Here is a 24411-nt window from a genome sequence, read left to right as displayed (position 1 = left end):
TTTCAGCCGGCTTGTCTTATGCTTGAGGCCCGCAGGACAAGGAAGGCTTCGTCAGCATTGCATCGCACGACCGAAAGCGGCAGCTTTTGGGAGGATGCGGGTCATGCAGACGTTGCCACAGGACGTGGCGGTTTTAGTCTGCGTTCCTAGATAGGCGGGCGCCTTGCGCTTTTCTGATAGGAGGCTTTTTATGCTAAGTATGATTGGATTGCTTGGGGGTATCGGGCTTCTCATCTATTTAACGATGAGAGGGATGAATCTGCTGCTTGCTGCCCCTCTTGCTGCGTTTATTGTTGCAATATTCAGTGGATTACCGATTTTTCCTCAGCTGGCAGGCGAGGGTGAAGTCAACTTTTTAACCAACTATATGAATGGATTTGCCGGGTTTATTACATCCTGGTATTTGATGTTCTTATTTGGTGCCATTTTTGGAAAGCTAATGGAGGACAGCGGAGCTGCTGACAGTGTTTCCAAATGGATTATCGACAAGATTGGCATGAAGCGGGCGGCGTTAGCTGTTGTCATTGCCTGTGCGGTCTTAACCTATGGCGGTGTAAGTCTGTTTGTTGTTGCTTTCTCCGTCTATCCAATGGCCTTGAGCCTATTTAAAGAAGCTAACCTGCCAAGAAGGTTTATACCGGCAGCTCTTGCCTTCGGTTCGACTACATTTACCATGACGTCAGCGGGTTCACCGGAAATCCAGAACTGGATTCCGATTGAATTCCTGGGAACTTCCCCATATGCCGCCTGGGAAGTCAGCTTCATTGTTGCTGTCTTTATGATGGCATTTGGATACTGGTGGCTGAAGAAAATGATTAACAAGGCGATCCGCAATGGAGAAAAATTTGAGGCAAGAGAAACGGATTCTGCTTTGATCCGTGAAAACCTGCCAAGCCCGATGTTAAGTTTGATTCCGCTTTTGGTCGTCCTTGTGATTTCATTTATCTTCCATGATTCATTGGCCCAGTCAGCCCTGATTATCGCGTTATTGAGCGGCTGTTTTGCCACCTATTTTCTTAATCGCAAGTATTTTACGAATGTATGGGGAGCCGTGTCTGAAGGAACGATTGGCGCATTGATTGCCATTGCCAATACATCCGCGGTTGTCGGCTTTGGCGGTGTGGCTAAAGCTACACCTGCCTTTGCAAGTGCAGTAGATGCCATGACAAGCATTCCGGGAAGTCCTTTAATCGGCGGGGCTCTGGCTGTTGCTGTCATTGCAGGTCTGACCGGATCTGCTTCAGGTGGCCAATCCATCGCCCTGCCGCTGCTTGCCCCGCATTATCTGGATATGGGAGTCAATGCAAGTGAACTCCATCGTGTTGTAGCGATATCATCCGGATCGATTGATTCCTTGCCGCATGGCGGTTACGTTGTGACAACCATCCGTGCAATCTGCGGTGAATCACATAAGGATGCCTACCCGGCATTTGGTGCATTGACAGTTATTGTTCCGATACTTGGTGTTATTTTAGCGGTCATATTATTTTCGATTTTCTAAATGGCTTTTGCAGAAAGACAGAGGGGTTAGGCTCTCTGTCTTTCTTTTTATAAAAACTGCTATGTGCAGTGGTCTATTTGCAAAAATTCCGCCTTTATTTGCAGCATTGGCCATTTATTTGCAGGTTCTAACAATCTATTTGCAAAATTAACATCTTAATTTGCAGGTTACCCGCTTTTATTTGCAAAGTTCACAATCGGCAATACAGAAAGCAACGCTCGTGCGTAGTTCGGAATTGACCTTTCCTCTCTATTTGTCTAAGAGTGTTATAATTTAGAAAATTAAGATATGTGGAGGGACCCTATATGCCTCAAATACATATAGATGAACTGCTAAAAGTGAAAAATTGGATGACCCCGAGCCCTTTTGGTATTCAGCCGGGGCAAACACTGGGAGAAGCTGCAAAAATGATGGTGGATCTTCACCTGGAAAGTCTGCCGGTATTGGATGAGAAGAATGGGTTAGTCGGTATGATCACATCAAGAAAGCTGCTTAACTACTTTGCCCAGGGCAACTCAGGGGACACCTTAATTGGCAGTATCCCTAAATCCAATCTGGCTGCTGTCCGGCCAGATGATTCGATCCTTGATATTTTGTCGCTTCCATATGATCAGCTTCCTGTCATAGGTGAAGATGGAAAACTGCTTGGCATATTGACAACCAGGGATATTCTGGATGGCCTTTCCAAATATCTGTATAAGCTGAAGCAGCAGCATAATTCCGAGGGTGCCCTTGGCGCCATTTTGGAAAGTGCCTATGAGGGAATAGCGGTTGTTGATGAAAATGGCATCCTGCAGGAATTCAATGAAGCATACAGCCGTTTTACCGGAATTAAAAGGGAGGATGCCATTGGCAGGCATGTGACAGAGGTAATCGATAACACTCATCTTCATGAGACCGTCAAGACCGGAATCGCCGAACGCGGGGTTCTCCAGAACATCCAGGGATATGACATGGTGGTGCACCGGATTCCGCTATGGAAGGAAGGCAGGATTGCCGGGGCCATTGGAATGCTGATTTTTGAGGGAGTAACCGAAGTATATAAAATCTATGAAAAGCTGCAGGAAAATCAAACGGCTATGCCGGATCTTTTCACAAAGAAAAAGGAAAGCGATAGCCGGATTACGATTGATCAGATCATTGGGACAAGTGAAGGCATCGCAAATGTAAAGCGGCTGGCACGGAAGGCGGCAAGGACTGCGGCAACTGTTCTGATTACTGGTGAAAGCGGGACGGGAAAAGAGATGTTCGCAAAAAGCATCCACCATCTCAGCCCCTTTTCGACTGGGCCGTTCATCAGTGTGAACTGCGGGGCCATTCCAGAGCACTTATTCGAATCCGAACTGTTTGGCTATGAAGAAGGTGCATTTACCGGCGCGAAAAAGGGCGGCAAGCCCGGAAAATTCGAATTGGCAGACAACGGTACTATTTTTCTCGATGAAATCGGGGAGATGCCGCTTGTCATGCAAACCAAGCTCCTGCGGGTTCTTCAGGAAAAAGAAGCTGAACGGGTCGGGAGCGTTAAAAAATATCAAATCAATGTGAGAGTCATCGCTGCGACAAATCGTGACTTGAAGCAGATGATCGATGACGGAGATTTTCGGGAGGACCTATTCTACCGGCTAAACATCATCCAGCTCCACATCCCTCCGCTGCGCGAGAGAAAAAAAGATATTCCGGTCCTGCTGGTTCATTATCTGAGGGAAATTTGCGGCAAGTACCAGATACCTGGAAAGATATTCACATCTGAAGCAGTGAATGCTTTTGTCCAGCATCCCTGGAGAGGGAATATCCGGGAGATGGTAAATACGGTAGAGCAGCTTGTGACGCTGGCGGACGGGAAGGTCATTGACTATCATCATTTGCCGGATCCGCTGAAAACGGCGGAACCATCCAGTGAAAAAGCAAAGGAAGTACGATCGGCAGCAGGATCTATTGAGGAAGCCAAGGTTCTAGGGAACCAAAGAGAATCGGAATTGATTCTTGATGCCTTAAGAAATGCGGGCGGGAATAAATCGAAGGCGGCTGATTTACTGGGGATCCATCGGACAACCCTCTACCAAAAGCTGAAAAAGCATGGAATAACCTGAACAAAGTGTAGTATTTTCACTACAAAAAATCTACATCTGTAGTGTAGAGGCTACACATTTGCAGAAATAAAACACTGATTTTTCTGGATTTTGAAGTTGGCACGCTCCTTGCAAGTATAGTAGCAACAGAACAAAAGGGGTGGAGTATCCAATGGAGAAACCAGCAGTTTTCCGGGTGCCGGAAGCGATCTTTTATGGAAGGGGATCTTCCGAAAAAGTTGGGGCTGAAGCGGCGCTTAGAGGGAAAAACGCATTAATAATCAGTGACAAGATAATGGATCAGCTTGGTTATGTAAGCGAATGCAGAACCTATCTTCAGGAAGCCGGAGTTAAAAGCGAGGTATACCTTGGTGTAGCATCTGAACCAACTGATGAGTATGTGGCAGAAGCATTGGCGCTTTTTGAAAAAGAACAATGTGACCTGGTTATCTCAGTAGGGGGAGGAAGCTGTATTGATACGGCGAAAGCCATCGCCGTTCTCGCAACAAATGGCGGCTATATCGGCGATTATATGGGAGGAAGGAAACTGGCCCAGAATGCACCTGTACCTCACATTGCCATTCCGACAACAGCTGGGACAGGCTCTGAGGCAACAGATGTAACAGTCATCACGAACTCATCCAATGATGTAAAAATGATGATTAAGCAGCCTGCCTTCATGCCGAGTGTGGCGATTGTGGATCCTTTACTCACGATATCTTCACCGAAGAATGTTACATCCGCAACAGGGGTGGATGCATTAAGCCATGCCATAGAAGCGTATCTGTCTAAAAAAGCACATCCGATGACCGATACGATGGCCATATCGGCTATGAAATTGATTGTGGAAAATATTTTAACCGCTTACAATGAGGGGCAAAATATCGATGCCCGTGAGGCGATGAGCCTTGGTTCTCTTCAGGCGGGAATGGCGTTCTCGAATGCATCTGTATGTCTTGTGCACGGAATGAGCCGTCCCATTGGAGCCCTATTCCATGTGCCGCATGGAATCTCGAATGCCATGCTTTTGCCGGCCGTATTGGAATTCAGCCAGGAAGCATGTGTGGATCGCTTAGCAGATATCGGACGAATTTTTCAGCCTGATAATGAAAGCCTTACCAGAGAAGAGGCAGCTGAAATCGCTGTTCAATCTGTTAAGAATTTGTGCTTGAAATTAAATATTCCTAACTTAAGAGGATGGGGAATTGACGAAGAAGCTTTTAAGGCTGCGGTAGGAAAAATGGCAACAGATGCGATTGACAGCGGCAGCCCTGGCAACAATCCAAGAGTCCCGACTCAGAGCGAGCTGGAAGAGCTATACCATGTTTGCTATGAATATCAGTTTTCCTCTGAAACAGAAAAAGTGTAACAGGAGGACAATCAGATGCTTGGAATGCTGGGATTAATCGCTTCACTGATTCTATTAATGTATTTAACAATGAAGGGCGTAAATATAATTATTGCCGCCATCATTAGCGCCGTTGTGGTTGCTCTTACAGGAGGACTTAATCTTGAGACCGCCCTGACAGAGCATTATATGACAGGCTTTACAAATTATTTTTACTCCTGGTTCTTAATCTTTCTGCTTGGGGCAGTTTTCGGAAAAATTATGCAGGTAACCAGGGCGGCTGACAGCATTGCGAATTGGGTTAAGGATACACTGGGCCCATCGAGAGCTGTATTTGCTGTCGTGGCCGCAGCAGCGATTATGACATATGGCGGCGTCAGCTTGTTTGTCGTAGGCTTCGCAGTATACCCAATTGCTGTTTCCTTATTTAAAGTGGCCAATCTGCCGCATCGTTTTATCCCGGCCGCTTTGGTGTTTGGTTCGATTTCGTTTACGATGACAGCACCGGGCTCACCGGAAATCCAAAACCTGATTCCAACTGAGTTTTTCGGAACAAAGCCGACCGCAGGTGGGATCATTGGGGTGTTAATGGCATTAATCATCATGATAACAGGCGGTATATTACTAAGCCGAATGGTGAAAAAAGCGGTTCAAAATGGAGAGGTATTTTCTTTGCCGAATCAGCCGGCTGGTGCTGCAAATGAGTCGGCGGCAGCTCTGGAAACGGAGCTGTCCATGCAAAGGCCTGATGCTGCTCCTGGAGGGAAGGAATTCCCGCATGTCTTGATGGCAATATTGCCGCTTGCTTCCGTTATTGCCATATTAAACACAGCAGCCAACTTTACGTCGTCAACGGCTGCCGCTTTAATTTCCCTGACGAGCGGAATCATTTTGGCGTGTGTATTGATGATTAAATATCTGATTGGTTTTTGGGAGGCTTTGGCAAAAGGTGCCCAGGATGCTTTAGTCGCAGCGGCTAATACGTGTGCCGTTGTGGGCTTCGGCAGTGTTGCCGCCCAGGTAGCTGCCTTTGATACATTTGTCGATGCCCTGGTCAATATTCCGGGACCTCCCTTAATGGGACTGGCGATAGCTGTTACGCTGATTTGCGGGATTACAGGTTCGGCTTCAGGCGGTTTGGGGATTGCCCTTCCGATTCTGGCTCCCATGTATATGGCCCAAGGCCTGGACCCTGGCGCGATGCACAGGATTTCAGCACTGGCTTCGGGCGGGCTGGACTCACTTCCGCATAATGGCTATGTCGTTACGACAATCCGGGCGATATCCGGGGAAACCCATAAACGCGCCTACTGGCCAATTTTTATTTTGAGTGTAGCGATGCCAACGGCTGTATTATTCCTGGCTGTGATTTTATATTCAATTTTTTAAAATAATAGACTTCTAATTTTGAAAGGGGATTTTACTCATGACAGCGACAACAACAAAGGTATTAAAGAACTTTATCAATGGCGAATGGGTGGATGCAAACACGGATAAATTCGAATTGGTGCCAAACCCGGCAACAGGCGAGGAGCTTGGACGCACACCGATTTCCACCCGCGAAGATGTCGATAAAGCTGTTCAGGCTGCGAAAGAAGCGTTTAAAACCTGGAGCAAAACGCCGGTCCCAAAGAGAGCGAGAATTCTATTTAAATATCAGCAATTATTAGTAGATAACTGGGATGAACTTGCAAAATTGATTACACAGGAAAACGGAAAAAACTATAAAGAAGCATACGGAGAGGTTCAACGCGGCATTGAATGTGTTGAATTCGCTGCAGGCGCACCATCTCTTATGATGGGCAAGCAGCTTCCTGACATTGCGACGAATATCGAATCGGGCATGTACCGCTACCCGGTTGGCGTTATCGGCGGCATCACGCCTTTCAACTTCCCGATGATGGTTCCTTGCTGGATGTTCCCGCTTGCAATTGCGTGCGGTAATACATTTGTGTTAAAGCCATCTGAAAGAACGCCAATCCTGGCTAACCGCCTGGCAGAGCTGTTCGCTGAAGCCGGCCTTCCAGCTGGTGTATTCAATATCGTTCACGGTGCGCATGATGTGGTAAACAGCCTGATTGATCATAAGGATGTACCGGCAATTTCATTTGTGGGCTCCCAGCCTGTTGCCGAGTATATCTACAAATCTGCTACTGCAAACGGTAAACGTGTTCAGGCGCTTGCCGGTGCTAAGAACCACTCAATCGTGATGCCTGATGCAGACCTTGATGGTGCCGTTAAGGAAATTATTGCTGCCGCTTACGGGTCAGCAGGTGAAAGGTGCATGGCCTGCTCTGTGGTAGTAGCCGTGGATTCTGTTGCCGATGAGCTGGTAGCGAAATTAAATGAGCAGGCGGGCCAGCTGACAATCGGAAATGGTCTGGACGAAGAAGTTTTCTTAGGGCCAGTCATCCGGCAGGAAAACAAGGAGCGTACAAGCGGCTATATTGAAATTGGCGAAAAAGAAGGAGCAACCCTTGTCCGTGATGGCCGCAAAGATGAAGCTTACCATGAAAATGGATACTTTATCGGACCGACAATTTTTGATCATGTCGATCCATCAATGAAAATCTGGAAGGAAGAAATCTTCGCACCGGTACTTTCTGTTGTGCGTGTAAAAAATCTTGAAGAAGCGATCGAGCTTACGAACAAATCAGACTTCGGAAATGGCGCATGCCTATTCACTGACAGCGGAAGCAGTGTCCGCTACTTCAGAGAAAACATCGAGGTCGGCATGCTCGGCGTTAACATCGGCGTACCGGCGCCAATGGCCTTCTTCCCATTCTCCGGCTGGAAAAATTCGTTCTACGGAGACCTTCACGCAAACGGAACAGATGGTGTGGAATTCTATACGAGAAGAAAGATGCTGACTGCACGCTGGTAAGAATAAGAAAGATGAGGCACCTGCAATGAAATGCGGGTGCCTCTTTTTATTAATTACATAGTCCCATATATTTTAAAAAAAGAGTGCAAAAGGTCACAAAATTTCACGTTTTCTGTCGATATAATAAAGGAGTATATATGAGATGGGGAGATCAATGATGTTCGGAAAAGGAAAGTTGAGGCAGCTGGAGGATGAAAAGCGGGAACTTGAAGCAAAAATCCAGTTTGCTGAAGAAGAGTTTCAGCGCAGGGAAAAATATTATCAGACACTGATTCATTCTTTTAATGAAGATTTAACGAATACGGTGAGTCAGCATGAAATGGTCAATGGGCAGCATTACATGCTGGGAGACCTGGTTTTAAAAATTAAAGACGGGTTTGAAAACGTAAAAAGACATAGTGAAGCCACTTTTACAAACAGCCTCACTTTATCGGATAAAGGGGGAAATCTGATTCAGTCTGCAAAAGAGATGGTGAAAAGCTCGGAGGAAGGCCGCGGATCCGTCAGCAAGTCTGAACAGCTGATAAAGCAGCTGGGAGAACAATTAGAAGTGAATTCGCAGAAGATGGAGGCGCTGAGCAAAAGGTCAAAAGAAATTGAGATGATTGTCCAGGTCATTAAAGATATCGCGGAACAAACAAATCTCCTGGCACTAAATGCATCCATCGAAGCAGCTCGCGCAGGCGAGCAGGGAAAAGGATTTGCAGTGGTGGCGGATGAGGTCCGGAAACTGGCTGAAAGTACAGCGACGAGCACCGCTAATATCAGTTCCCTGACGAAAAATATTCAGGATGATATTGAAGCAACATTGAACTCAACAGTCGCAAGCACCGAATTAATTAAAGATGGCATGTCCCTCAGCGGTCAAACTACCAGCAAAATTGACTCAATCACCAACCTCATCCATACGGTAGAATCTGAAGTCAGTGAAGTGATTGAAATGATAAACCTTCAGAAGGGGTATTCCCAGGAGGTGGCCGATGAGATTTCAGAAACAAAGTATGTTTTTGATCAAGTAAACGAACTGATCCAGAGGCATATTGACGATGCGAGGGTCGTTGATGAGAAGCTGGAAGGCGCCATCTCGCAGGTTAAGGCAGTAAACTACTAAGTTTCCAAGAGGGGTCAATTATGAAAAAGAAAAAACAGAAGAAGCAGAGAGAAAAAGGGTCGCTGTTTTCATTTACAATTAGGAAGAAATTATTGCTCTCATTCATTATTATTCTATTAATTCCTTCCATTTCAATCGGATACATATCCTATCAGAAGGCACATGATGAGATTAAAAACCAGATTGAGATGAGTGCAAATGAGAATGTAAAAATCCTTGACCAGTTTATTATGAACTTTATTAAACCCAAGATGGAGGATACGAATTATTTTTCCAAGCAGATCAAGAAGGATTTTTATACAGATGAAGAATTAGATAAAACAACAAATGCCTTTAGCCAGTATAAAGAGCTCCATCCGGAGGCAGTCGCTATTTATGCTGGTTCTGAAGAGGGTGATTTAGTCATCTATCCGCGGGCAGATCTGCCTGCTGACTTCGATGCCACTACACGCCCCTGGTACCAGGGAGCCATGGAAGCAAAGGGAAAAGCCTTCATCACAGAGCCATATGTTGATGCTGTAAGCGGAAATATCCTAATTACAGTAGCCCAAAAGCTTGGCGACAGCTCTGGCGTTATCGGGATTGATTTAAGCCTGTCTGCTCTAAGCGAGCTATCCAATAACATTAAGATTGGGAAAGAAGGATATCCAGCTATCTTAAGTGCGGAGGGAAGCTTTCTAGTGCACCCGCAGGAGAAGCCAGGTACACAGGCAGAGGGAAGCTGGCTGCCGGAAGTCCTGGAAAAGGAAAAAGGGCAGGTAGAATACACTCTTGATGGCGAAAAGAAGGAAATGCACTTTACCACCAATGGGCTGACAGGCATGAAGGTGCTTGGCACAATGAATCTGGAAGAAGTAACATCAGCCGTACAGCCTATCTTCATGTCGACGATTATATTCATAGCCATTTTCGTCCTTATAGGTGCACTTATTTCTTATTTTATTGTCCGCTCGATTACACGCCCGCTCAATCAGCTGATTGCAGCAACAGATAAAGTCAGCGAAGGAGATCTGACCCAGAAGTTTGAGGTTAAAAATAACGATGAAATCAGCAAACTGGGTATCAGCTTCAATAAAATGGTCCTTTCACTGCAGCAGCTTATCAACCATGTGAGCGAAAAAGCGGTTCACCTTGCTTCCTCATCAGAACAGCTGACGGCAAGCTCTGAGCAGAATAATATGGCAACAGAACAGGTGGCCAACTCTATTCAGGAAGTAGCATCAGCTACTGAGCAGCAGACAGAAAAAGTGAAAGAAAGCACTTCTGTTGTAAAAGAGATGTCCGGACGCATTCAGCAGATCATGCTGAATACAAACGTTGTGGCCCAAACCGCTAATGAGACAAATGAAGTGGTAGTAAAAGGAAATGAAGCAATCGATCTTTCAACGAATCAGATGAAAAATATTAATTTAACAGTTTCTGAATTAGGTTCCATTGTTCATACGTTAGGAAAGCGCTCGGAGGAAATTGGCCAGATTGTCAATGTTATTTCCGAAATTGCCGCTCAGACGAATTTGCTCGCACTTAATGCAGCCATTGAAGCAGCAAGAGCAGGCGAGCACGGAAGGGGATTTGCAGTTGTAGCCGATGAAGTCCGCAAGCTGGCAGAACAATCATCCAAATCAACTGAAAGCATCCGCGAACTGATCTCAACGATCCAAACGGATACAGGCAAAGCCATCTCTTCCATGGAAAAAGGAACAGCTGAAGTGGAAAAAGGAATTGACCTGGTTAACAATGCAGGAGATGCCTTCAGCCACATCCAGCAATTTGCCGACACCGTTTCAGGCCAGATTGCAGAAGTTTCCTCATCCATAAAGGACATGGCCGAGGGTGCCGACCAGGTGGTAGAACTCGTAAGCGCAATCGAAGAAATTGCCGCTGTCACCACAGCCGAAAGCCAGGATGTATCCGCTGCTACAGAAGAGCAGCTGGCGTCCATGGAAGAAATTGCGGCATCTGCTGCTTCACTTTCGGGAATGGCGGAGGAGCTGCTGGATTCTATTAAGAAGTTTAAAGTGAGTTAAATAGAAGGACCCGCCAGTTTGGCGGGTCTGTTTTTATGTGAACCCTGCAAAAAGAGCACGGAAACATACAAATAGATGCTTAACCCTGCAAATAGGGCTGGAAATTCTGCATATAGAATAGGTAATTTACAAATAGTTAGCTGGATTCTGCAAATAGATGAACTGCATAAGAACGGGAATCGGCTCGCTTAGTTTTATTTGCAAATAGAACCGGGGATTCTGCAAATAAAACGGAGTATGCTGCAAAAAGCAGGATGAATTCTGCAAATAGAACTGGAAAAGTACAAATACCAGGCTGCTACCTGCAAATAGACGAGAAGCAATAGATCGGGGATCAGTCTAGGATGATCAAATTGCAAATAGAATCTTAGATTTTGCAAAAAGACCTGGGAACTCGCGAATAGATTCAGGCTTCCTGCAAATAGATATATTCCTCCCAAATAAAAAAAGCTGCAAAAGCGTATCCAGCGCTTTCGCAGCTCCGTTTAAGGAAAATAGATATCAAGACGATTCTTATCTCTCCGCATAATATAGTAATTTTGAAAATCCTCGCCTATCAATATATTACGATATTTCTTCGAATTGATGGTTACGATCCGTTTTCTGTTTTTGATAAAGTAAATTGTCCCCTGGTAAACGTAAATCTCATTAAAGCTGGTTCCATCCCGATCAATAAGCTCCTCTTCATAATAATAATTCAAAATGACATGCCTGTTCTTATAATCACACAAAATCGTCAGGTCCCTCACTTGTTTTTCCATACCCTCAAAACATACCCCCCGCATCCACATTGATCGATAAATTGAGGGTCCACTTTATTTCCGAAGTATATGAGCAGTGCTTCAGTCAAATAGTTATCGGGATTACCTAACTCAGCTGGTGTGACTATATTGACATAATATCCTTTAGCTGTCTGGCTGACTGCCGCCATCGCATCGTTGATCAGAAGCTCCAAATCACTAGTGTAATTACCATGCTCCAGTGAAGTAGACCAGTTCTTTTCCATATTAGCACCTCAATTCAGCCTGATTATAAATTAAATTATTGGGAAAATTTGTGAGGTTGATCACTGTTCAGGGGATTTTTCGTAATTTCGGTGTCTTTTATTTCTTTTAAAAGAAAGGTTCATCCTGGAGAGTAATCTTGAAGCCGTATAGGGTGAGGCTATATGGGTGAATGAGCGGAATTGCGAGTTGGTAATTGACGGCTTAATAAGCCGGAAGTAGTCTTGGATAGCTGCTTCATGTGCCAGGGGGGAGGAAAACAAACACTTTGGGCAGTGCCATTTCCCCCAATGGAAAATCATCGGAAGGGAAGTGCATTTAGGACAGCTAACACCAGTGAGAATTTCTTCAGCTGAAACATTGAAGCGCTCGAGAATCTCGGATTGTGCAGGGTTATGTTTTTTTAACAAAGTCCGGCATAGCTTCCGTATCTCTTTAGGGTCAGTTTTTTCTTGAGGGTACTTATTTTCAATGCCATTCATTTTGGATAAAAGGTGATGAGAGTGTAAGACTCTCTTAGATATTTGCAGCGGGTCTGTCTCTGCCTTAATAATGGTAGAAGGATGGCTGATTACAACTAAAAATTCCAGTGGAATATCAGGAAATCCATTAAGACCAAGCCAGTTTCTAAACTGATTCGTCTGATGCCGCGCTTGTGAAAGGGGGTCCGGAAATCCTTCCTCTTTATCATTTTGGATGCGGATGACCTGCTGGAAATGAGGGCTGAAAATCAAGGTTCCTGTCCAATTTTTAACTTCCAATATGAGTGCAAAATTTGCAGTGAGCAGCAATGCATCGATTTGAAAAAAATGCGATCCGTTTGATAACCTCAAATCATGAAAAATCCAATACTTTTTAGATTCAAGAAAGCTTAAGTAATAAAATAATCTTTCTTCTCCTTTAAATCCCGCGCTTCTCTTTTTATATTCTGAGGTCATTTTTTCTCGGGCGGGATGCTGTTCGGGGATTCTTCTTAACAACCCTTCAAGCTGTAGGTTAATTTCGGGGACTTTCAGGCTTTTAATAATCAAGTGTGTCTCTCCTTTCAATGATAATTAGTTATTTTCGATATATATGTCTATATACCCTCCTTATAAGGGAGCCTATTTGCAAATTTTCATGCTCTAATTGCAGAAACTTCCACTCTATTTGCGAGTGTTAGTCATAGGCTTTTCCTCAAATATTCTATTTGCAGGAATCAAGCGGCTATTTGCAATTTTCCCGTTTCTATTTGCAGAAATTCCCCTTCTATTTGCAAAACCGCCAATCTATTTGCAAGTTCCACTGCCCAATTTGCAAAGTCCACATTCACAAGGGACGAGGGGACAGTTAACCTGTCCCCATGTCCCTATCAAAAAGAACAGCCGCATCCGCAGCTGTCCCTAATAAGTTATTCATTTTGACCGTAGCTGATCAAGTTCGTGAAAATGCGGTAGCCTCCCGGAACCTGGCCTTGAATTTGGCGATAGAATACCAGGTTGGTATAAAGGTAGGTGCCTTCTCCGTAATCGGCCATGAGGATGCCGCCATCAAATGGCTCCTCGTTAGGATCCCCCATGCGCACGAAGGTTTCAAAGCGGTCATCCCACTGCATTGGATAGTATAATCCTCTTTCCTGAATCCAGTTGGCCCAGTCGTCTTGAGTGATGTTATTTGGATAGTTGAAGAGCGGCGATTCAGGCTGCAGAACGGTAACAGGTGCATTTTCATCGGTTACCCTCCACTTGATGGATGGGTTTCCGATGGTCAGCGGGTATGGAGCAGTGCCTTCCGTCACCCAGCCATCGTTCGGCTTATGGTATTGGACCACCATATGCCCGCCATTTGCGACGTATTCTTTTAAACGTTCATTATTTGCTGTTAAGTCTTCACGTGACAGGTAAGCACGGATACCAACAACGATTGTATCGTATTGTCTTAAGTCCCCTGAAGCAAGATCGGTCTCAGTAAGCTTTGTCACATCAAGTCCTGCATTGGACAAGTAATCTGCCACTTTATCAAAACCGCTTTCAATGTAGCCGACCTTTAACCCTTCTGGTGCCAGCAATTCAAAGGCTACTCCATTGACCTGGGCTGGATACAGGTAATAAAATGTTCCGATATGGTCATATTGAATTTCTTGAACTGTTGAATCAAAGGTCTTTCCATTTACAGCTGCCTCGGCGGATAGTTTAAAGTCGCCTTCCAGAATATCCGCAGGCGGGCTCAGTGTAAAGGTAACCTCTTTTTCCTCCAATGAAGCTCCGAAGTTAACTTCTGCTTTTTCCGGGCTTACTGACCAGCCTTCCGGAACATTTAAGGATACGGAAGCCTGTGCAGCTCCTTCACGGTAATTTTTCACTTTTACATTGACAGGTACTTCTTCCTGAACGTCAGCGGTATTAATAACCAGATCTTCAGGAGAAAGAGTAAGGCCAACGTCCGGCAGAACGGCAATGGTGCCATCCAGCTCAGAGACAGTCACTGTCTTTGCACCGGCAGATTCATAGCTGACCTTTGCCTGTATGGCAGGGGTTTCGTATGCGTGATAATACGCTGCATCACCTGGAACTTGAACCTTAAAGGTAACTTCAGCCGTTTTACCGGGTGCAAGGTCAGCTGCCTTGGATTTATTAGAAACCTTCCAGCCCTCAGGAGTGATCAGTTCAACATCAGCTTTCTTCAGCTTCTGACTGCCATTATTGGTTAACGTGACAGTAACAGACGTTTTCTGCCCTTTTGTCAGGATGTTGGACTCCGCCTGTGCATTAATCTCAAGGTCGGAGGATACAAGGCTCACATTCAGCAGCTGTTCTTTTTTCACTTCAAGCTTATGAAGCAGATCTGACTTCAGCTGGGAATCAAGCTTGGATTTCTCCGTTTTCTTTACTAAACGGTCTGCTTCTTTTAATGCTTGCTGCGTTTTGCTGAATACCTGGCTATGGCTGGGATAGCTGGAGATAATTCTGTCCAGGCTTTTTTGGAATTTTGTAAAGTGCACCTGCAATGCTTTTTCTTTTTTAGGGAGTGTTTTTGCCCATTCGTTAAAATCATATGGGATACCGGCAAAAAGATCATTGCTGCCATTTGTCTCTACTGCGCTATCCACTAACTCCAAATCTGTTTGTCTTGGGGCGACAGGGATGTCATTTCCCATTCCCTGGCTTTTGTGCATATAGCGTGATTCCTCGCCGATTTGCGGATAGGACATGCCGTAGATAGGATCAAGCATGCCGATTTCAATCGAAGTATCAGCTGTATCTTTACTTTCTGCCGGCAAATAGAACTTTTTAGTCTGCCAGACGGATAATCCTTCTTTTAATTGTTCAGGAAAAACGTTAGGATCTGCGGCATCTTTGAAGGCGTCCTGGCTGAGAATGGTCATTGTGCGGTGGTGTCCGTGCTGGGTATCCGAGTCTCTGAAGGATGGCATGATAATATCCGGCTGGTAAGTACGAATAAATCGGATTAATCTTTCATAAGTAAGGTCCTTGCCCCAGTGGCTTAGAGTTTCATCCTTTGTCTTGGAGAAGCCGAAATCATAGATGGTGTCAGAGGTTGTTTCACTCAAATGGTAGGCTTTAACTCCAGTGATTTTCGCTGCTTCAATCATTTCGCGGGAGCGGATAATTCCAAGGCCGTTCCCAAGCTCCTGCCCGATTTCATTCTGGCCGCCCTCGCCGCGGTTGGCAATTAGGCTTGAAGTTTTTACCCCAAGTCCTCGTGATAGGTAAGCAAGAAAGTCACTGCGCTCATCGTCAGGGTGTGCGCCTGTATTCAAAAAGCTGACCGTTGTGTCCAGCTGCTTCACTGCACTCCACAGGTCGGGGTCATGCTCTTCTGACTGGGCACTTCCGCTGAGAGGAAGAAGGGAGAGAATTAAAACTAAGGACAAAAAGTAAACAAAGATTTTTTTCAATTTGTGTAACCCCTTTCAAAATGGTTTAACAGCGCTCCTCTTACACTCCTTTCATCATAGGTCTAAAGCAGGTTAGTTAAACGTCCTAACTAACTACTGGCAACTACCCGCCTAATAAATTTCATAATAGGGTAAAGTTGTTAATATTTCAATATTCTAAAAATTAATTATATTAAAATCGTCCTTTAGTCATAGAAATGATCGCAATTATCATAAAATTAAAAATAGTGGGTTGTAAACGGTTACCAGTTAGGTTATATTGAAGTTAATTAGTAATATTTACTAACCAAATCAATTAAGGCCGTGATGTGATGAATTTTAATGGGACACCGATGCAAATGAAATCAATCAATAAAAAGAGAGTACTTCAATGGATTCAGGAAAATTCACCGACTTCAAGGGCCGAGATTGCTGCGAAGATTTCCATAAGCAAGCCGACTGTTTCTTTGCTGGTAGATGAATTGATAGGGGAAAAGTGGGTGTATGAAAAGGGGATAGGCGAATCGTCTTCACAAGGCGGAAGGAGACCGATACATCTTTATTTCAACGAAAAAGCGGCTTATGTAATCGGAACAGATATCGGCGGCACGAAAGTAAAGATAGTCATTAGCGATCTCGGAGGCAACATCGTCCATTCCAGCAGTTTTTCAACCTGTCAATTTTTAGAATCTGGACTTTTAAAACAAATCGCCAAAGATGTACAGTCCATGCTGGATGAATGCCAAATCCCATTGGAACAGGTGCTTGGAATGGGAGCAGGGGTTCCGGGGATTACACAAACATCCAGCGGAGTCGTCCTGGAAGCACCGAGCCTCAACTGGATTCGATACCCGTTCTTAGCGGAAGCAAATAAATACTTCTCTTTCCCGGTTCATGTAGACAATGATGTGAATGTTGCAGCACTTGGGGAGCAATGGCTCGGAAACGCGAAGAATAAACAGAATGTTCTGTTTATGGCGGTCGGAACAGGGGTTGGAAGCGGAATTATTATCAATAATCAGCTGTACCGCGGGTATTCAAATGCTGCTGGTGAGATGGGCTATATGGTGACGGATAAAACAGATATGAAAAGAGACTTTAAGCCAATCTTTCACCGCTACGGTTATTTGGAAAGCGTTGCCGGCGGAAAATCCATCGGGAAAAAACTGACGGAAGTCATTCAGCAGAGTTCGGACCACCCTGCCTACTCTCAGGCAATAAAGGGAGAACTGCCGGGGGAAATGGCCTTTGCGCTTGCAAAAAAAGGCGACAAGTTAGCCATTGAGGTCATTGAAGAAGCCATTGAACATCTGGCCTATGGAATCATTAATGCCGCGAGCTTATTGAATCCTGAAGTCATTATTTTAGGAGGTGGTGTTCTAAAATCATCTGATTACATTTTGCCTAAATTGGACAGGATCGTGAATCACTATCTTCCAAGTTCAGTAGAATTAAAGACTTCAAGATTAGGTGATAATGCGGGAGTCCTTGGTGCTGTTTCACTCTTTTTGCGGGAGCATGAAAGTATTATCAAATTTTCTTAATGAGGGGGATTTTTCAAATGAAAAATAAGAAAAGGGCATCGATTTTAACCACTTTATCCATTTCGGCTGCACTAATGCTTTCAGCTTGCAGTTCTGAACAGGGATCCAGCTCAAGCTCTGAGAATGAGCAGGGAGAGAAAGAGAATAAGCTGGAAGAAAAGGTAGTTATCTATTCACCGCATGGAAAGGATATTCTATCAAAGTTTGAACAGCAATTCGAGGAAAAATATCAGATTGATGTGGAATGGCTTGATATGGGATCACAGGAAATCCTGGACCGGATCCGCTCCGAGAAAAACAATCCACAGGCTGATGTCTGGTGGGGAGCGCCATCTGTAAACTTCGATCAGGCAAAGGATGAAGGACTGTTAAAGCCATATGAGCCTTCATATGCAGGAAGTCTGGCAGAAGGCTTCCATGATCCTGATTGGCACTGGTCCGGAACAAGCCAAACACCGGAAGTCATTATGTATAACAGCAAAGAATTATCAGAAGATGAAGCGCCTAAAGACTGGGATGAGCTTCTTGATCCGAAGTGGAAGGATGAAATCATCATCCGCTACCCGCTGGCATCGGGAACGATGAGAACGATCTTTTCAGCCATGATTTACCGCGACTTTAAGGACTCCAGCGATACAGCGGCCGGTTACGAATGGCTTGAAAAATTGGATGCCAACACGAAAGAATACGCAGCAAACCCTGAAATGATGTACAACAAGGTAGCCAAAGGGGAAGGAAAGCTATCTGTCTGGGCAATGCCTGATGTTGTCATGTTAAAGGAAAATAAAAATTATCCATTTGAATTCATCATTCCGGAAAGCGGCACACCGGTCCTGACGGAAGGCATTGCTGTTGTGAATGATGCTCCGCATCCAAAGGCGGCTGAAGCATTCTATGAGTTTGTCAACACATCTGAAGCAGCCAAAATCCTTGCTGAGGAATTTTACCGCATTCCAACAAGGGATGATGTGGAAGGGCTCCCTGAATGGATTACAGAAACAGAGATTAAGAGCATGGATATTGACTGGAAGGTATTCCAGGAGAACAGCGACAGCTGGATGAAGTATTGGGATGAAAACATTAAGAGCGGAGAAAAAGAAATTAAAGAATAGGAAGTGTAATAGGTATGGCGTCCATAAACATAGATAATGTCCAAAAGGCCTTTGGAAAGGTTATTGCAGTCGATCATTTAAATCTGGATATAAAGGATGGGGAATTCTTTACCTTCCTTGGACCAAGTGGATGCGGCAAGACCACTACACTTCGGATGATTGCTGGATTCTATTATCCTACTAAAGGTGTTGTCCGTTTCGGCGATAAGGATATGACGCGTGTACCTCCTGAAAAGAGAAATACGGGCATGGTTTTCCAAAACTATGCCCTTTTTCCTCACATGACGGTGTTTGAGAATGTCGCTTTTGGATTAAGGGTTAGAAAACTTGGCTCCAAGGAGCTCAATATAAAAGTCAAGGATGTATTGCAAAAGGTGAGGCTTGAGCAATACGCCGATCGTCAGGTGAGCCAGTTAAGCGGAGGTCAGCAGCAGCGTGTCGCGCTGGCAAGGGCATTGGTGATTGAACCGGAGATTTTGCTACTGGATGAGCCACTCAGTAACCTGGATGCCAAGCTGCGCGATGAAATGAGAAGCGAAATACTGAGATTGCAAAAAGATTATAATATCACCACCATCTATGTTACCCATGATCAGGCAGAAGCTCTATCCATGAGCGATCGGATTGCGGTATTTAACTTTGGGGTCTGCCACCAGGTGGGAACACCCTCGGAAATCTATAATGAACCAGCCAATGATTTCGTAGCGGGGTTTATCGGGGAAATCAATCTGCTGCCTGTGAAGATCAGCAGGATAGAAGATGAACACATTCTTGTACAAGTGCAGAACGGTGAAACTGCCAGTGAGCTTTCCGTCCGGAATGCCCCATTTAATTATAATCAGGAAAACAAAGGGAACCTGGCGTTATCCATTCGTCCTGAATCTATTAAAATACTGGAAAAAGAGACGGAAGGGAAAAATATCTTCAAAGGAATGGTTGAGGAAGTTCATTTCTTTGGCTCCCTCATCAATGTTGTGGTAAGGGCTTCAGGCCTTAAGCTCCAGGTGAATGCCCTGAATAGCGGCATATCCAGAAACCTGCAGGCGGGTGCAGAAGTTTGGGTGGAATTGCCTGAAGAGCAGATGCGGATCATTCCTGTGGTGACTGGTGATGCATCATGATTAAGAATCGGGATACAAGGCTGACTCTGCTCCTCCTTATTCCGGTCCTGCTGGTTCTCATAGCTTATGTTCTATACCCCTCTTTACGGACCATAATGGAGAGCCTTCAAAAAGAAGGCAGCATGAACTTCGGGAATTACAGTGACTTCTTTACCCAGGAATCCAAGACCAATCTGGAAGCCCTGTGGAATTCTGTATATATTTCGGTATTAAGTGTCCTGGTCAGTGCCCTGATCGGCATCCCGCTTGCATTCATTTTCAACCGGTATGATTTTCCGGGCAGAAGCTTCTTTGCATCGGCTGCCATCATGCCGATTGTCCTGCCGTCACTGGTAGGAGTAATGGCGTTCATGTTCCTGTATGGGGAAACCGGATTGATTCCCAATGCCATTAAGGACCTGTTCGGGCTGGATGAAGTGCCGTTCAAAATAGGCGGCATATCAGGCATTTTGATAGTCCATGCATATACTATGTATGTGTATTTCTATATGACTGTTTCATCAGCCATTAATAAAATTGATCCATCTCTTGAAGAAGCTGCGTACAATCTGGGGGCCAGCCGTTTTAAAGTGTTCTGGAAAGTAACCTTTCCACTATTGACACCGGCTATTGTAGCCGCATCTTTATTGGTGTTTATGATCTCAATGGCATCCTTCAGTGCGCCGTTTCTCCTGGCAGGAGGATTCAGGGTGCTGAGCCTGCAGATTTATTTTTCGAAAATTAATGGCGATATGGAAGTGGCCGCCACACAATCGGTTATTTTATCGGTTGTATCGATCAGCTTCCTGCTGTTTATGCGCTGGTACCAAAACCGCAAGGATTACCGGATGGCATCTAAAGGAATTGGCGCCCATCGCAGTGAAGTCAATAATCCTGTTTTGAAGTGGATACTGGTCTTTACAGGAATCGTGGGAGTCATCATTCTGCTGCTTCCGCACTTCACGATTCTCCTGCTATCGCTCGTACCGGACGGAACATGGACGTGGCAGACCTATCCATCGGTATTTAATTTTGAAAACTACCGTTTATTGTTCCAGGATCCGAACATATTCAAGCCATTGAAAAATAGCTTGCTTCTGTCGGTTATCGCTACAGCAGGAAATCTGGTCTTTGGGGTATTGGCATCCTATGTGCTCGTTAAACGGAAATTTGTCGGAAAAAGCTTTGTGGATATTTTAGTTATGATTCCATGGGCATTGCCGGCTACCGTTATCGGGATGAATTTGATTTTTGCTTTTAATGAGCCGACCATCTTCTCGTTTGGCAACATTCTCGTCGGTACATTCTGGATTTTGCCGCTTGCCTATTTTATCCGCCATATTCCATTAGTCGTCAGATCCACCAATGCTGTATTGGAGCAATTGGATGATTCCATAGAAGAAGCCTCAAGAAGCCTTGGGGCAAAGTGGTTCTATACGTTCAGAAAAGTAATCCTTCCGATTATTATGCCAGGGGTTTTATCAGGGACATTACTGGCTTTTGTGGAGTCTGTCGGTGAATTTCCCACTTCGGTATTGCTGTACACTCTTTCAAACCGCCCTATTTCCATCGAGATTATGAATCAGCTGAGAATGTTCAATATGGGCCAGGCGGCAGCTTACGGTATGATCCAGATTACTTTAATCGCACTGGTTCTGTTCATTTCAAACAAGTTTTTTGGAGTTAAGGCTGAAAAATCATTGTCTTAAAAAGGAGTGAAAAGATGAGCAAATTAGAAGAGTTTATTAAAAATGAAGGCCATGCCTTTCCCGGCAAAACATATGCAGAAGAACTGCTGATGCCCGTTTTTAATGATCAGCGGGACTATCTGTTCCATGTCATGTTCGATATTCATCGCGCACATGTGATCATGCTGGCGGAAAAGGGGATCATTCCTGAAGAAGAAGCAAAAACCATGCTGGAAGGCATCAATAAAGTGGCCATGTCAGATACCGGTTCAATATCGTATCAGCCTCAATTTGAAGATCTCTTCTTTATGATGGAAGCGAAAATTGGAGAAGTGATCGGCGATGAATTGGCCGGGAAAATCCATATTGCCCGGAGCCGGAATGATATGGGCATTGCCATGTACAGACTGGTCCTAAGAGAACATCTGCTGCAGCTTCTGGGTAGTGCCTATCAGCTTAGTGAGGCATTACTGGAGCAGGCTGAAGAGCATAATGAAACCTATATGACCGGCTATACCCATACACAGCCGGCCCAGCCGACCACTTTAGGGCATTATCTACTCGCTGTCTATGATGTCCTCCAGAGGGATATTAAACGGCTGTGGGCTGCCTATAAAACCGTTAACAAATCCTCGCTGGGTGCAGCTGCCCTTACGACGACCGGCTTTCCGATTTGCAGGGATCGCACCCGTGACTTATTGGGGTTTGAAGGAATTATTGAAAACTCGTATGACTCGATTGCGGGAGCCGATTACCTGCTGGAAACCTCATCGGCCCTGATGACCTGCATGGTGAATACAGGCAGATGGATTCAGGATTTCCTTCAGCATGTAACAAGAGAGTTTGGCACCTTCCAGGTGGCGGATCCTTACGTGCAGGTGAGCAGCATTATGCCTCAAAAAAGGAACCCGGTTTCCATTGAGCATTCCAGATCCATTGCCAGCAGCGCCTATGGTGAAGCATATGCAGCCATGAACATGGTTCATAATACGCCGTTTGGGGATATCGTTGATACAGAAGATGATCTGCAGCCCCATCTTTACCGTTCTTTTACGAATGCGAATCGGGTATTAAAGCTGATGTACGCCGTGATTGCCACATTAAAAGTCAATAAAGACCATGCGAAAGAAATGGCAAAAAAGTCGTGCATCACGATCACAGAATTGGCCGACACCCTGGCAAGAGACTACAGCATCCCATTCCGGAAGGCCCACTCCATTGCCAGCTATATTTCGAAACAAACCGTGAAAGAACAGAAAGAGCTGTGCGACTGGAAAGTGGCAGACGTGAATGAAGTCATTCGGGGATATGTTCCCGTTTCCCTGACAGAGGAGGAGTGGAAGAAAATCATTTCTCCTGAATACTTTGTGCAGATCCGCAGCCTCCAGGGAGGACCGAATCCGGATGAGGTTTCGAGAATGATCAAGGATCGTAATGAAACCCTTACAGGGGATCTGCTGAGCTATGAGGGAACTGTGAGAGGGCTTAAGGAAAAGCGGGAGAATTTGATTAACTTTAGGTTTTGACTAGTGTTTTTTTAAAAAGCGAAATTCGCCAATTGCGAGTTCGCTTTTTTTATTGCTCTGCTAATATGAGTCCAACTCTTGCAAAAACACCCTTACAGAATTCGGACTTCATTTTCTGTAATACAGGAGTATAATACCTATTAAGCAGACAATTCGATGAATTTAGAGTCTGACTTTTTGCAAACTTACTATTTAGAATCAGTTAAAGGAGGAGCGCTCCCGATGATTCTTGACCAGCGCTGCATGGCGATTTTGACGAAAATGGTCTATGCGCCTTCACATGTTTCTCCGCAGGAGCTAATGGAAGAATTACAGATTTCCAAGCGGACTGTTTATTATGATGTTGAAAAAATTAATAGCTGGCTGAAAAACCAGGGGTTAGATGAGCTAAAGTACGTCCGTGCTGCTGGATTTTTTCTCGATGAAGAAGAAAAGCAGCAGATTAGACAGCGGCTGCATTCGTTTGATAAAGCTGCCGGTTATGAGTTTTCACGAAAAGAAAGAATGGCCTGGACTGCCATCCTCATCCTGACCCGCGAGAAAACCATTTATCTGCAGGATCTGATGGATAAGCTGGGTGTCAGCAGGAGTACGCTTCTGGCAGATATCAAGGAATTAAAAAAGCAGCTTAACCAGTTTAAGGTTCAGTTGAATTTCCATAAACCTTCTGGCTACTATATTGCCGGCGATGAGCAGGATAAACGGAAAATGCTGATTTACTGCTTAACACAGGTTTTAACCAATCGAGGGTGGAACGATTTATTATCCGAAGTTCAGTTAACCATCCAGGACACGCCGGGCCTGTCGCCAGAAAGGTTTCAGCGTACGGATTTAGAAACGATCTATGAGATTCTGAATGAAAGTGAATCCTATTCCGGTGTTCATTACACAGATGAAGTGATGGAGACGCTAAGCGCCCATATATTTATGCTCATCAAAAGGTTTAGCCAGGGGAAATACATTAAGATGGATCCTGTTGAAAAACAGGTCATTAAAGAAACGAAAGAGTACAATGCTGCTCGATTTATTTGCAGGAAAATTGAAAGCGGTTTCCAGCTTGAGGTTCCTGACGATGAAGCCTGCTATCTTGCAACCTACCTGTTAGGTGCGAAAATAAGCGACTATGATACACATGAGCTGGAAAACCAGGACCTTGATATCCTCAAATCAACGGCAGTAAGAATGGTCGATGATTTTCAAAAATATGCCTGTGTGTTTTTTCAAAATCGGAAGGATCTTGAACGGAATTTATTGATTCATTTAAAACCGGCTTATTTCCGAATCAAGTATGGGATTGAACTGGAGAATCCATTATCCAAATCTGTACAGGATTCTTATCAGGATCTGTTTATACTAACCAAAAAAGTGGTTCATCATTTTGAGTACGTACTTGGGAAAAAAGTATCGGATGATGAAGCAGCCTATATTGCGATGCACTTTGGAGGCTGGATTGATAAAGAAGGCGTAAGGGTGGAAGCCCGCAAAAAAGCGGCTGTGGTGTGTGCCAGCGGAATCGGCATGCAATAAAACGCAAGGCTAGTCAGCAAAAGCGGGAATTTCGCGGGTGTATATTTATGCATGTCATATTTGCGCGGTGAACCTGAAAAAAATACCATAAAC

At 44.8% G+C, this 24411-nt stretch carries 17 protein-coding genes; 13 read left to right on the top strand and 4 right to left on the bottom strand.

Annotated features, from left to right (window positions below):
- The first annotated feature begins 190 nt into the window (after positions 1 to 190).
- The 7 genes from ACEQ1T_RS15050 (at position 191) to ACEQ1T_RS15020 (ending at position 10940) form a co-directional block, all read left to right on the top strand.
- Positions 191 to 1501, top strand: a complete 1311-nt coding sequence (locus ACEQ1T_RS15050; protein ID WP_206840556.1) for a GntP family permease — start codon at positions 191 to 193, stop codon at positions 1499 to 1501.
- A 305-nt stretch (positions 1502 to 1806) separates the two neighbouring features.
- Positions 1807 to 3591, top strand: a complete 1785-nt coding sequence (locus ACEQ1T_RS15045) for a sigma 54-interacting transcriptional regulator (RefSeq protein WP_370223566.1) — start codon at positions 1807 to 1809, stop codon at positions 3589 to 3591.
- Between the two features lie 151 nt (positions 3592 to 3742).
- Positions 3743 to 4939: an iron-containing alcohol dehydrogenase gene (locus tag ACEQ1T_RS15040; protein WP_370223564.1), complete on the top strand. Its 1197-nt coding sequence runs from the start codon at positions 3743 to 3745 to the stop codon at positions 4937 to 4939.
- A 15-nt stretch (positions 4940 to 4954) separates the two neighbouring features.
- The gene (locus ACEQ1T_RS15035; protein ID WP_370223563.1) at positions 4955 to 6307 is read left to right on the top strand and encodes a GntP family permease; all 1353 of its coding nucleotides are present in this window, start codon (positions 4955 to 4957) and stop codon (positions 6305 to 6307) included.
- Positions 6308 to 6344: 37 nt separating this feature from the next.
- Complete coding sequence (locus tag ACEQ1T_RS15030) at positions 6345 to 7802, top strand: CoA-acylating methylmalonate-semialdehyde dehydrogenase (RefSeq protein ID WP_370223561.1); 1458 nt, start codon at positions 6345 to 6347, stop codon at positions 7800 to 7802.
- Positions 7803 to 7944: 142 nt separating this feature from the next.
- Positions 7945 to 8913 carry a methyl-accepting chemotaxis protein gene (locus tag ACEQ1T_RS15025; RefSeq protein WP_370223560.1) on the top strand — a complete coding sequence of 323 codons (969 nt, stop codon included), beginning with the start codon at positions 7945 to 7947 and terminating at the stop codon, positions 8911 to 8913.
- Positions 8914 to 8933: 20 nt separating this feature from the next.
- Positions 8934 to 10940 carry a methyl-accepting chemotaxis protein gene (locus tag ACEQ1T_RS15020; RefSeq protein ID WP_370223559.1) on the top strand — a complete coding sequence of 669 codons (2007 nt, stop codon included), beginning with the start codon at positions 8934 to 8936 and terminating at the stop codon, positions 10938 to 10940.
- Positions 10941 to 11425: 485 nt separating this feature from the next.
- On the opposite strand, the gene ACEQ1T_RS15015 is transcribed toward ACEQ1T_RS15020, so the two are convergent.
- The 4 genes from ACEQ1T_RS15015 to ACEQ1T_RS15000 form a co-directional block, all read right to left on the bottom strand.
- Positions 11426 to 11701 (bottom strand): hypothetical protein, encoded by a 276-nt coding sequence (locus ACEQ1T_RS15015; protein ID WP_370223557.1) that lies wholly within the window; start codon positions 11699 to 11701, stop codon positions 11426 to 11428.
- Positions 11686 to 11946: a CGCGG family rSAM-modified RiPP protein gene (locus ACEQ1T_RS15010; protein ID WP_370223556.1), complete on the bottom strand. Its 261-nt coding sequence runs from the start codon at positions 11944 to 11946 to the stop codon at positions 11686 to 11688. Before ACEQ1T_RS15010 ends, ACEQ1T_RS15015 begins: the two co-directional genes overlap by 16 nt.
- Before the next feature lie 60 nt (positions 11947 to 12006).
- Positions 12007 to 12975, bottom strand: a complete 969-nt coding sequence (locus ACEQ1T_RS15005; protein WP_370223554.1) for a nuclease-related domain-containing protein — start codon at positions 12973 to 12975, stop codon at positions 12007 to 12009.
- Positions 12976 to 13334: 359 nt separating this feature from the next.
- Complete coding sequence (locus tag ACEQ1T_RS15000) at positions 13335 to 15842, bottom strand: NEW3 domain-containing protein (RefSeq protein WP_370223553.1); 2508 nt, start codon at positions 15840 to 15842, stop codon at positions 13335 to 13337.
- A 311-nt stretch (positions 15843 to 16153) separates the two neighbouring features.
- On the opposite strand from ACEQ1T_RS15000, the gene ACEQ1T_RS14995 reads away from it, so the two are divergent.
- The 6 genes from ACEQ1T_RS14995 (at position 16154) to ACEQ1T_RS14970 (ending at position 24318) form a co-directional block, all read left to right on the top strand.
- Positions 16154 to 17365 carry an ROK family transcriptional regulator gene (locus tag ACEQ1T_RS14995; protein WP_370223551.1) on the top strand — a complete coding sequence of 404 codons (1212 nt, stop codon included), beginning with the start codon at positions 16154 to 16156 and terminating at the stop codon, positions 17363 to 17365.
- Between the two features lie 17 nt (positions 17366 to 17382).
- A complete protein-coding gene (locus ACEQ1T_RS14990; RefSeq protein ID WP_370223550.1) occupies positions 17383 to 18477 on the top strand; it encodes an extracellular solute-binding protein in 1095 nt (364 codons plus the stop codon).
- Positions 18478 to 18491: 14 nt separating this feature from the next.
- A complete protein-coding gene (locus ACEQ1T_RS14985) occupies positions 18492 to 19598 on the top strand; it encodes an ABC transporter ATP-binding protein (protein WP_370223549.1) in 1107 nt (368 codons plus the stop codon).
- On the top strand, positions 19595 to 21286 hold the full coding sequence (locus tag ACEQ1T_RS14980) for an ABC transporter permease (RefSeq protein WP_370223548.1): 1692 nt from the start codon (positions 19595 to 19597) through the stop codon (positions 21284 to 21286). Before ACEQ1T_RS14985 ends, ACEQ1T_RS14980 begins: the two co-directional genes overlap by 4 nt.
- A 14-nt stretch (positions 21287 to 21300) precedes the next feature.
- Positions 21301 to 22791 carry an argininosuccinate lyase gene (gene argH, locus ACEQ1T_RS14975; RefSeq protein WP_370223546.1) on the top strand — a complete coding sequence of 497 codons (1491 nt, stop codon included), beginning with the start codon at positions 21301 to 21303 and terminating at the stop codon, positions 22789 to 22791.
- 156 nt (positions 22792 to 22947) lie between these two features.
- On the top strand, positions 22948 to 24318 hold the full coding sequence (locus ACEQ1T_RS14970) for a transcription antiterminator (protein WP_370223545.1): 1371 nt from the start codon (positions 22948 to 22950) through the stop codon (positions 24316 to 24318).
- Positions 24319 to 24411 lie beyond the last annotated feature (93 nt).

Source organism: Cytobacillus sp., assembly GCF_964223445.1.
Lineage (GTDB): Bacteria > Bacillota > Bacilli > Bacillales > Cytobacillaceae > Cytobacillus.
This window is presented reverse-complemented; position numbering and strand designations above follow the sequence as displayed.

Bases quoted from the DNA above. Each gene is read 5' to 3' on its own strand.
- ACEQ1T_RS15050 (WP_206840556.1), top strand. From the start codon at position 191: ATGCTAAGTATGATTGGATTGCTTGGGGGTATCGGGCTTCTCATCTAT.
- ACEQ1T_RS15045 (WP_370223566.1), top strand. From the start codon at position 1,807: ATGCCTCAAATACATATAGATGAACTGCTAAAAGTGAAAAATTGGATG.
- ACEQ1T_RS15040 (WP_370223564.1), top strand. From the start codon at position 3,743: ATGGAGAAACCAGCAGTTTTCCGGGTGCCGGAAGCGATCTTTTATGGA.
- ACEQ1T_RS15035 (WP_370223563.1), top strand. From the start codon at position 4,955: ATGCTTGGAATGCTGGGATTAATCGCTTCACTGATTCTATTAATGTAT.
- ACEQ1T_RS15030 (WP_370223561.1), top strand. From the start codon at position 6,345: ATGACAGCGACAACAACAAAGGTATTAAAGAACTTTATCAATGGCGAA.
- ACEQ1T_RS15025 (WP_370223560.1), top strand. From the start codon at position 7,945: ATGGGGAGATCAATGATGTTCGGAAAAGGAAAGTTGAGGCAGCTGGAG.
- ACEQ1T_RS15020 (WP_370223559.1), top strand. From the start codon at position 8,934: ATGAAAAAGAAAAAACAGAAGAAGCAGAGAGAAAAAGGGTCGCTGTTT.
- ACEQ1T_RS15015 (WP_370223557.1), bottom strand. From the start codon at position 11,701: ATGGAAAAACAAGTGAGGGACCTGACGATTTTGTGTGATTATAAGAAC.
- ACEQ1T_RS15010 (WP_370223556.1), bottom strand. From the start codon at position 11,946: ATGGAAAAGAACTGGTCTACTTCACTGGAGCATGGTAATTACACTAGT.
- ACEQ1T_RS14995 (WP_370223551.1), top strand. From the start codon at position 16,154: ATGAATTTTAATGGGACACCGATGCAAATGAAATCAATCAATAAAAAG.
- ACEQ1T_RS14990 (WP_370223550.1), top strand. From the start codon at position 17,383: ATGAAAAATAAGAAAAGGGCATCGATTTTAACCACTTTATCCATTTCG.
- ACEQ1T_RS14985 (WP_370223549.1), top strand. From the start codon at position 18,492: ATGGCGTCCATAAACATAGATAATGTCCAAAAGGCCTTTGGAAAGGTT.
- ACEQ1T_RS14980 (WP_370223548.1), top strand. From the start codon at position 19,595: ATGATTAAGAATCGGGATACAAGGCTGACTCTGCTCCTCCTTATTCCG.
- argH (WP_370223546.1), top strand. From the start codon at position 21,301: ATGAGCAAATTAGAAGAGTTTATTAAAAATGAAGGCCATGCCTTTCCC.
- ACEQ1T_RS14970 (WP_370223545.1), top strand. From the start codon at position 22,948: ATGAATTTAGAGTCTGACTTTTTGCAAACTTACTATTTAGAATCAGTT.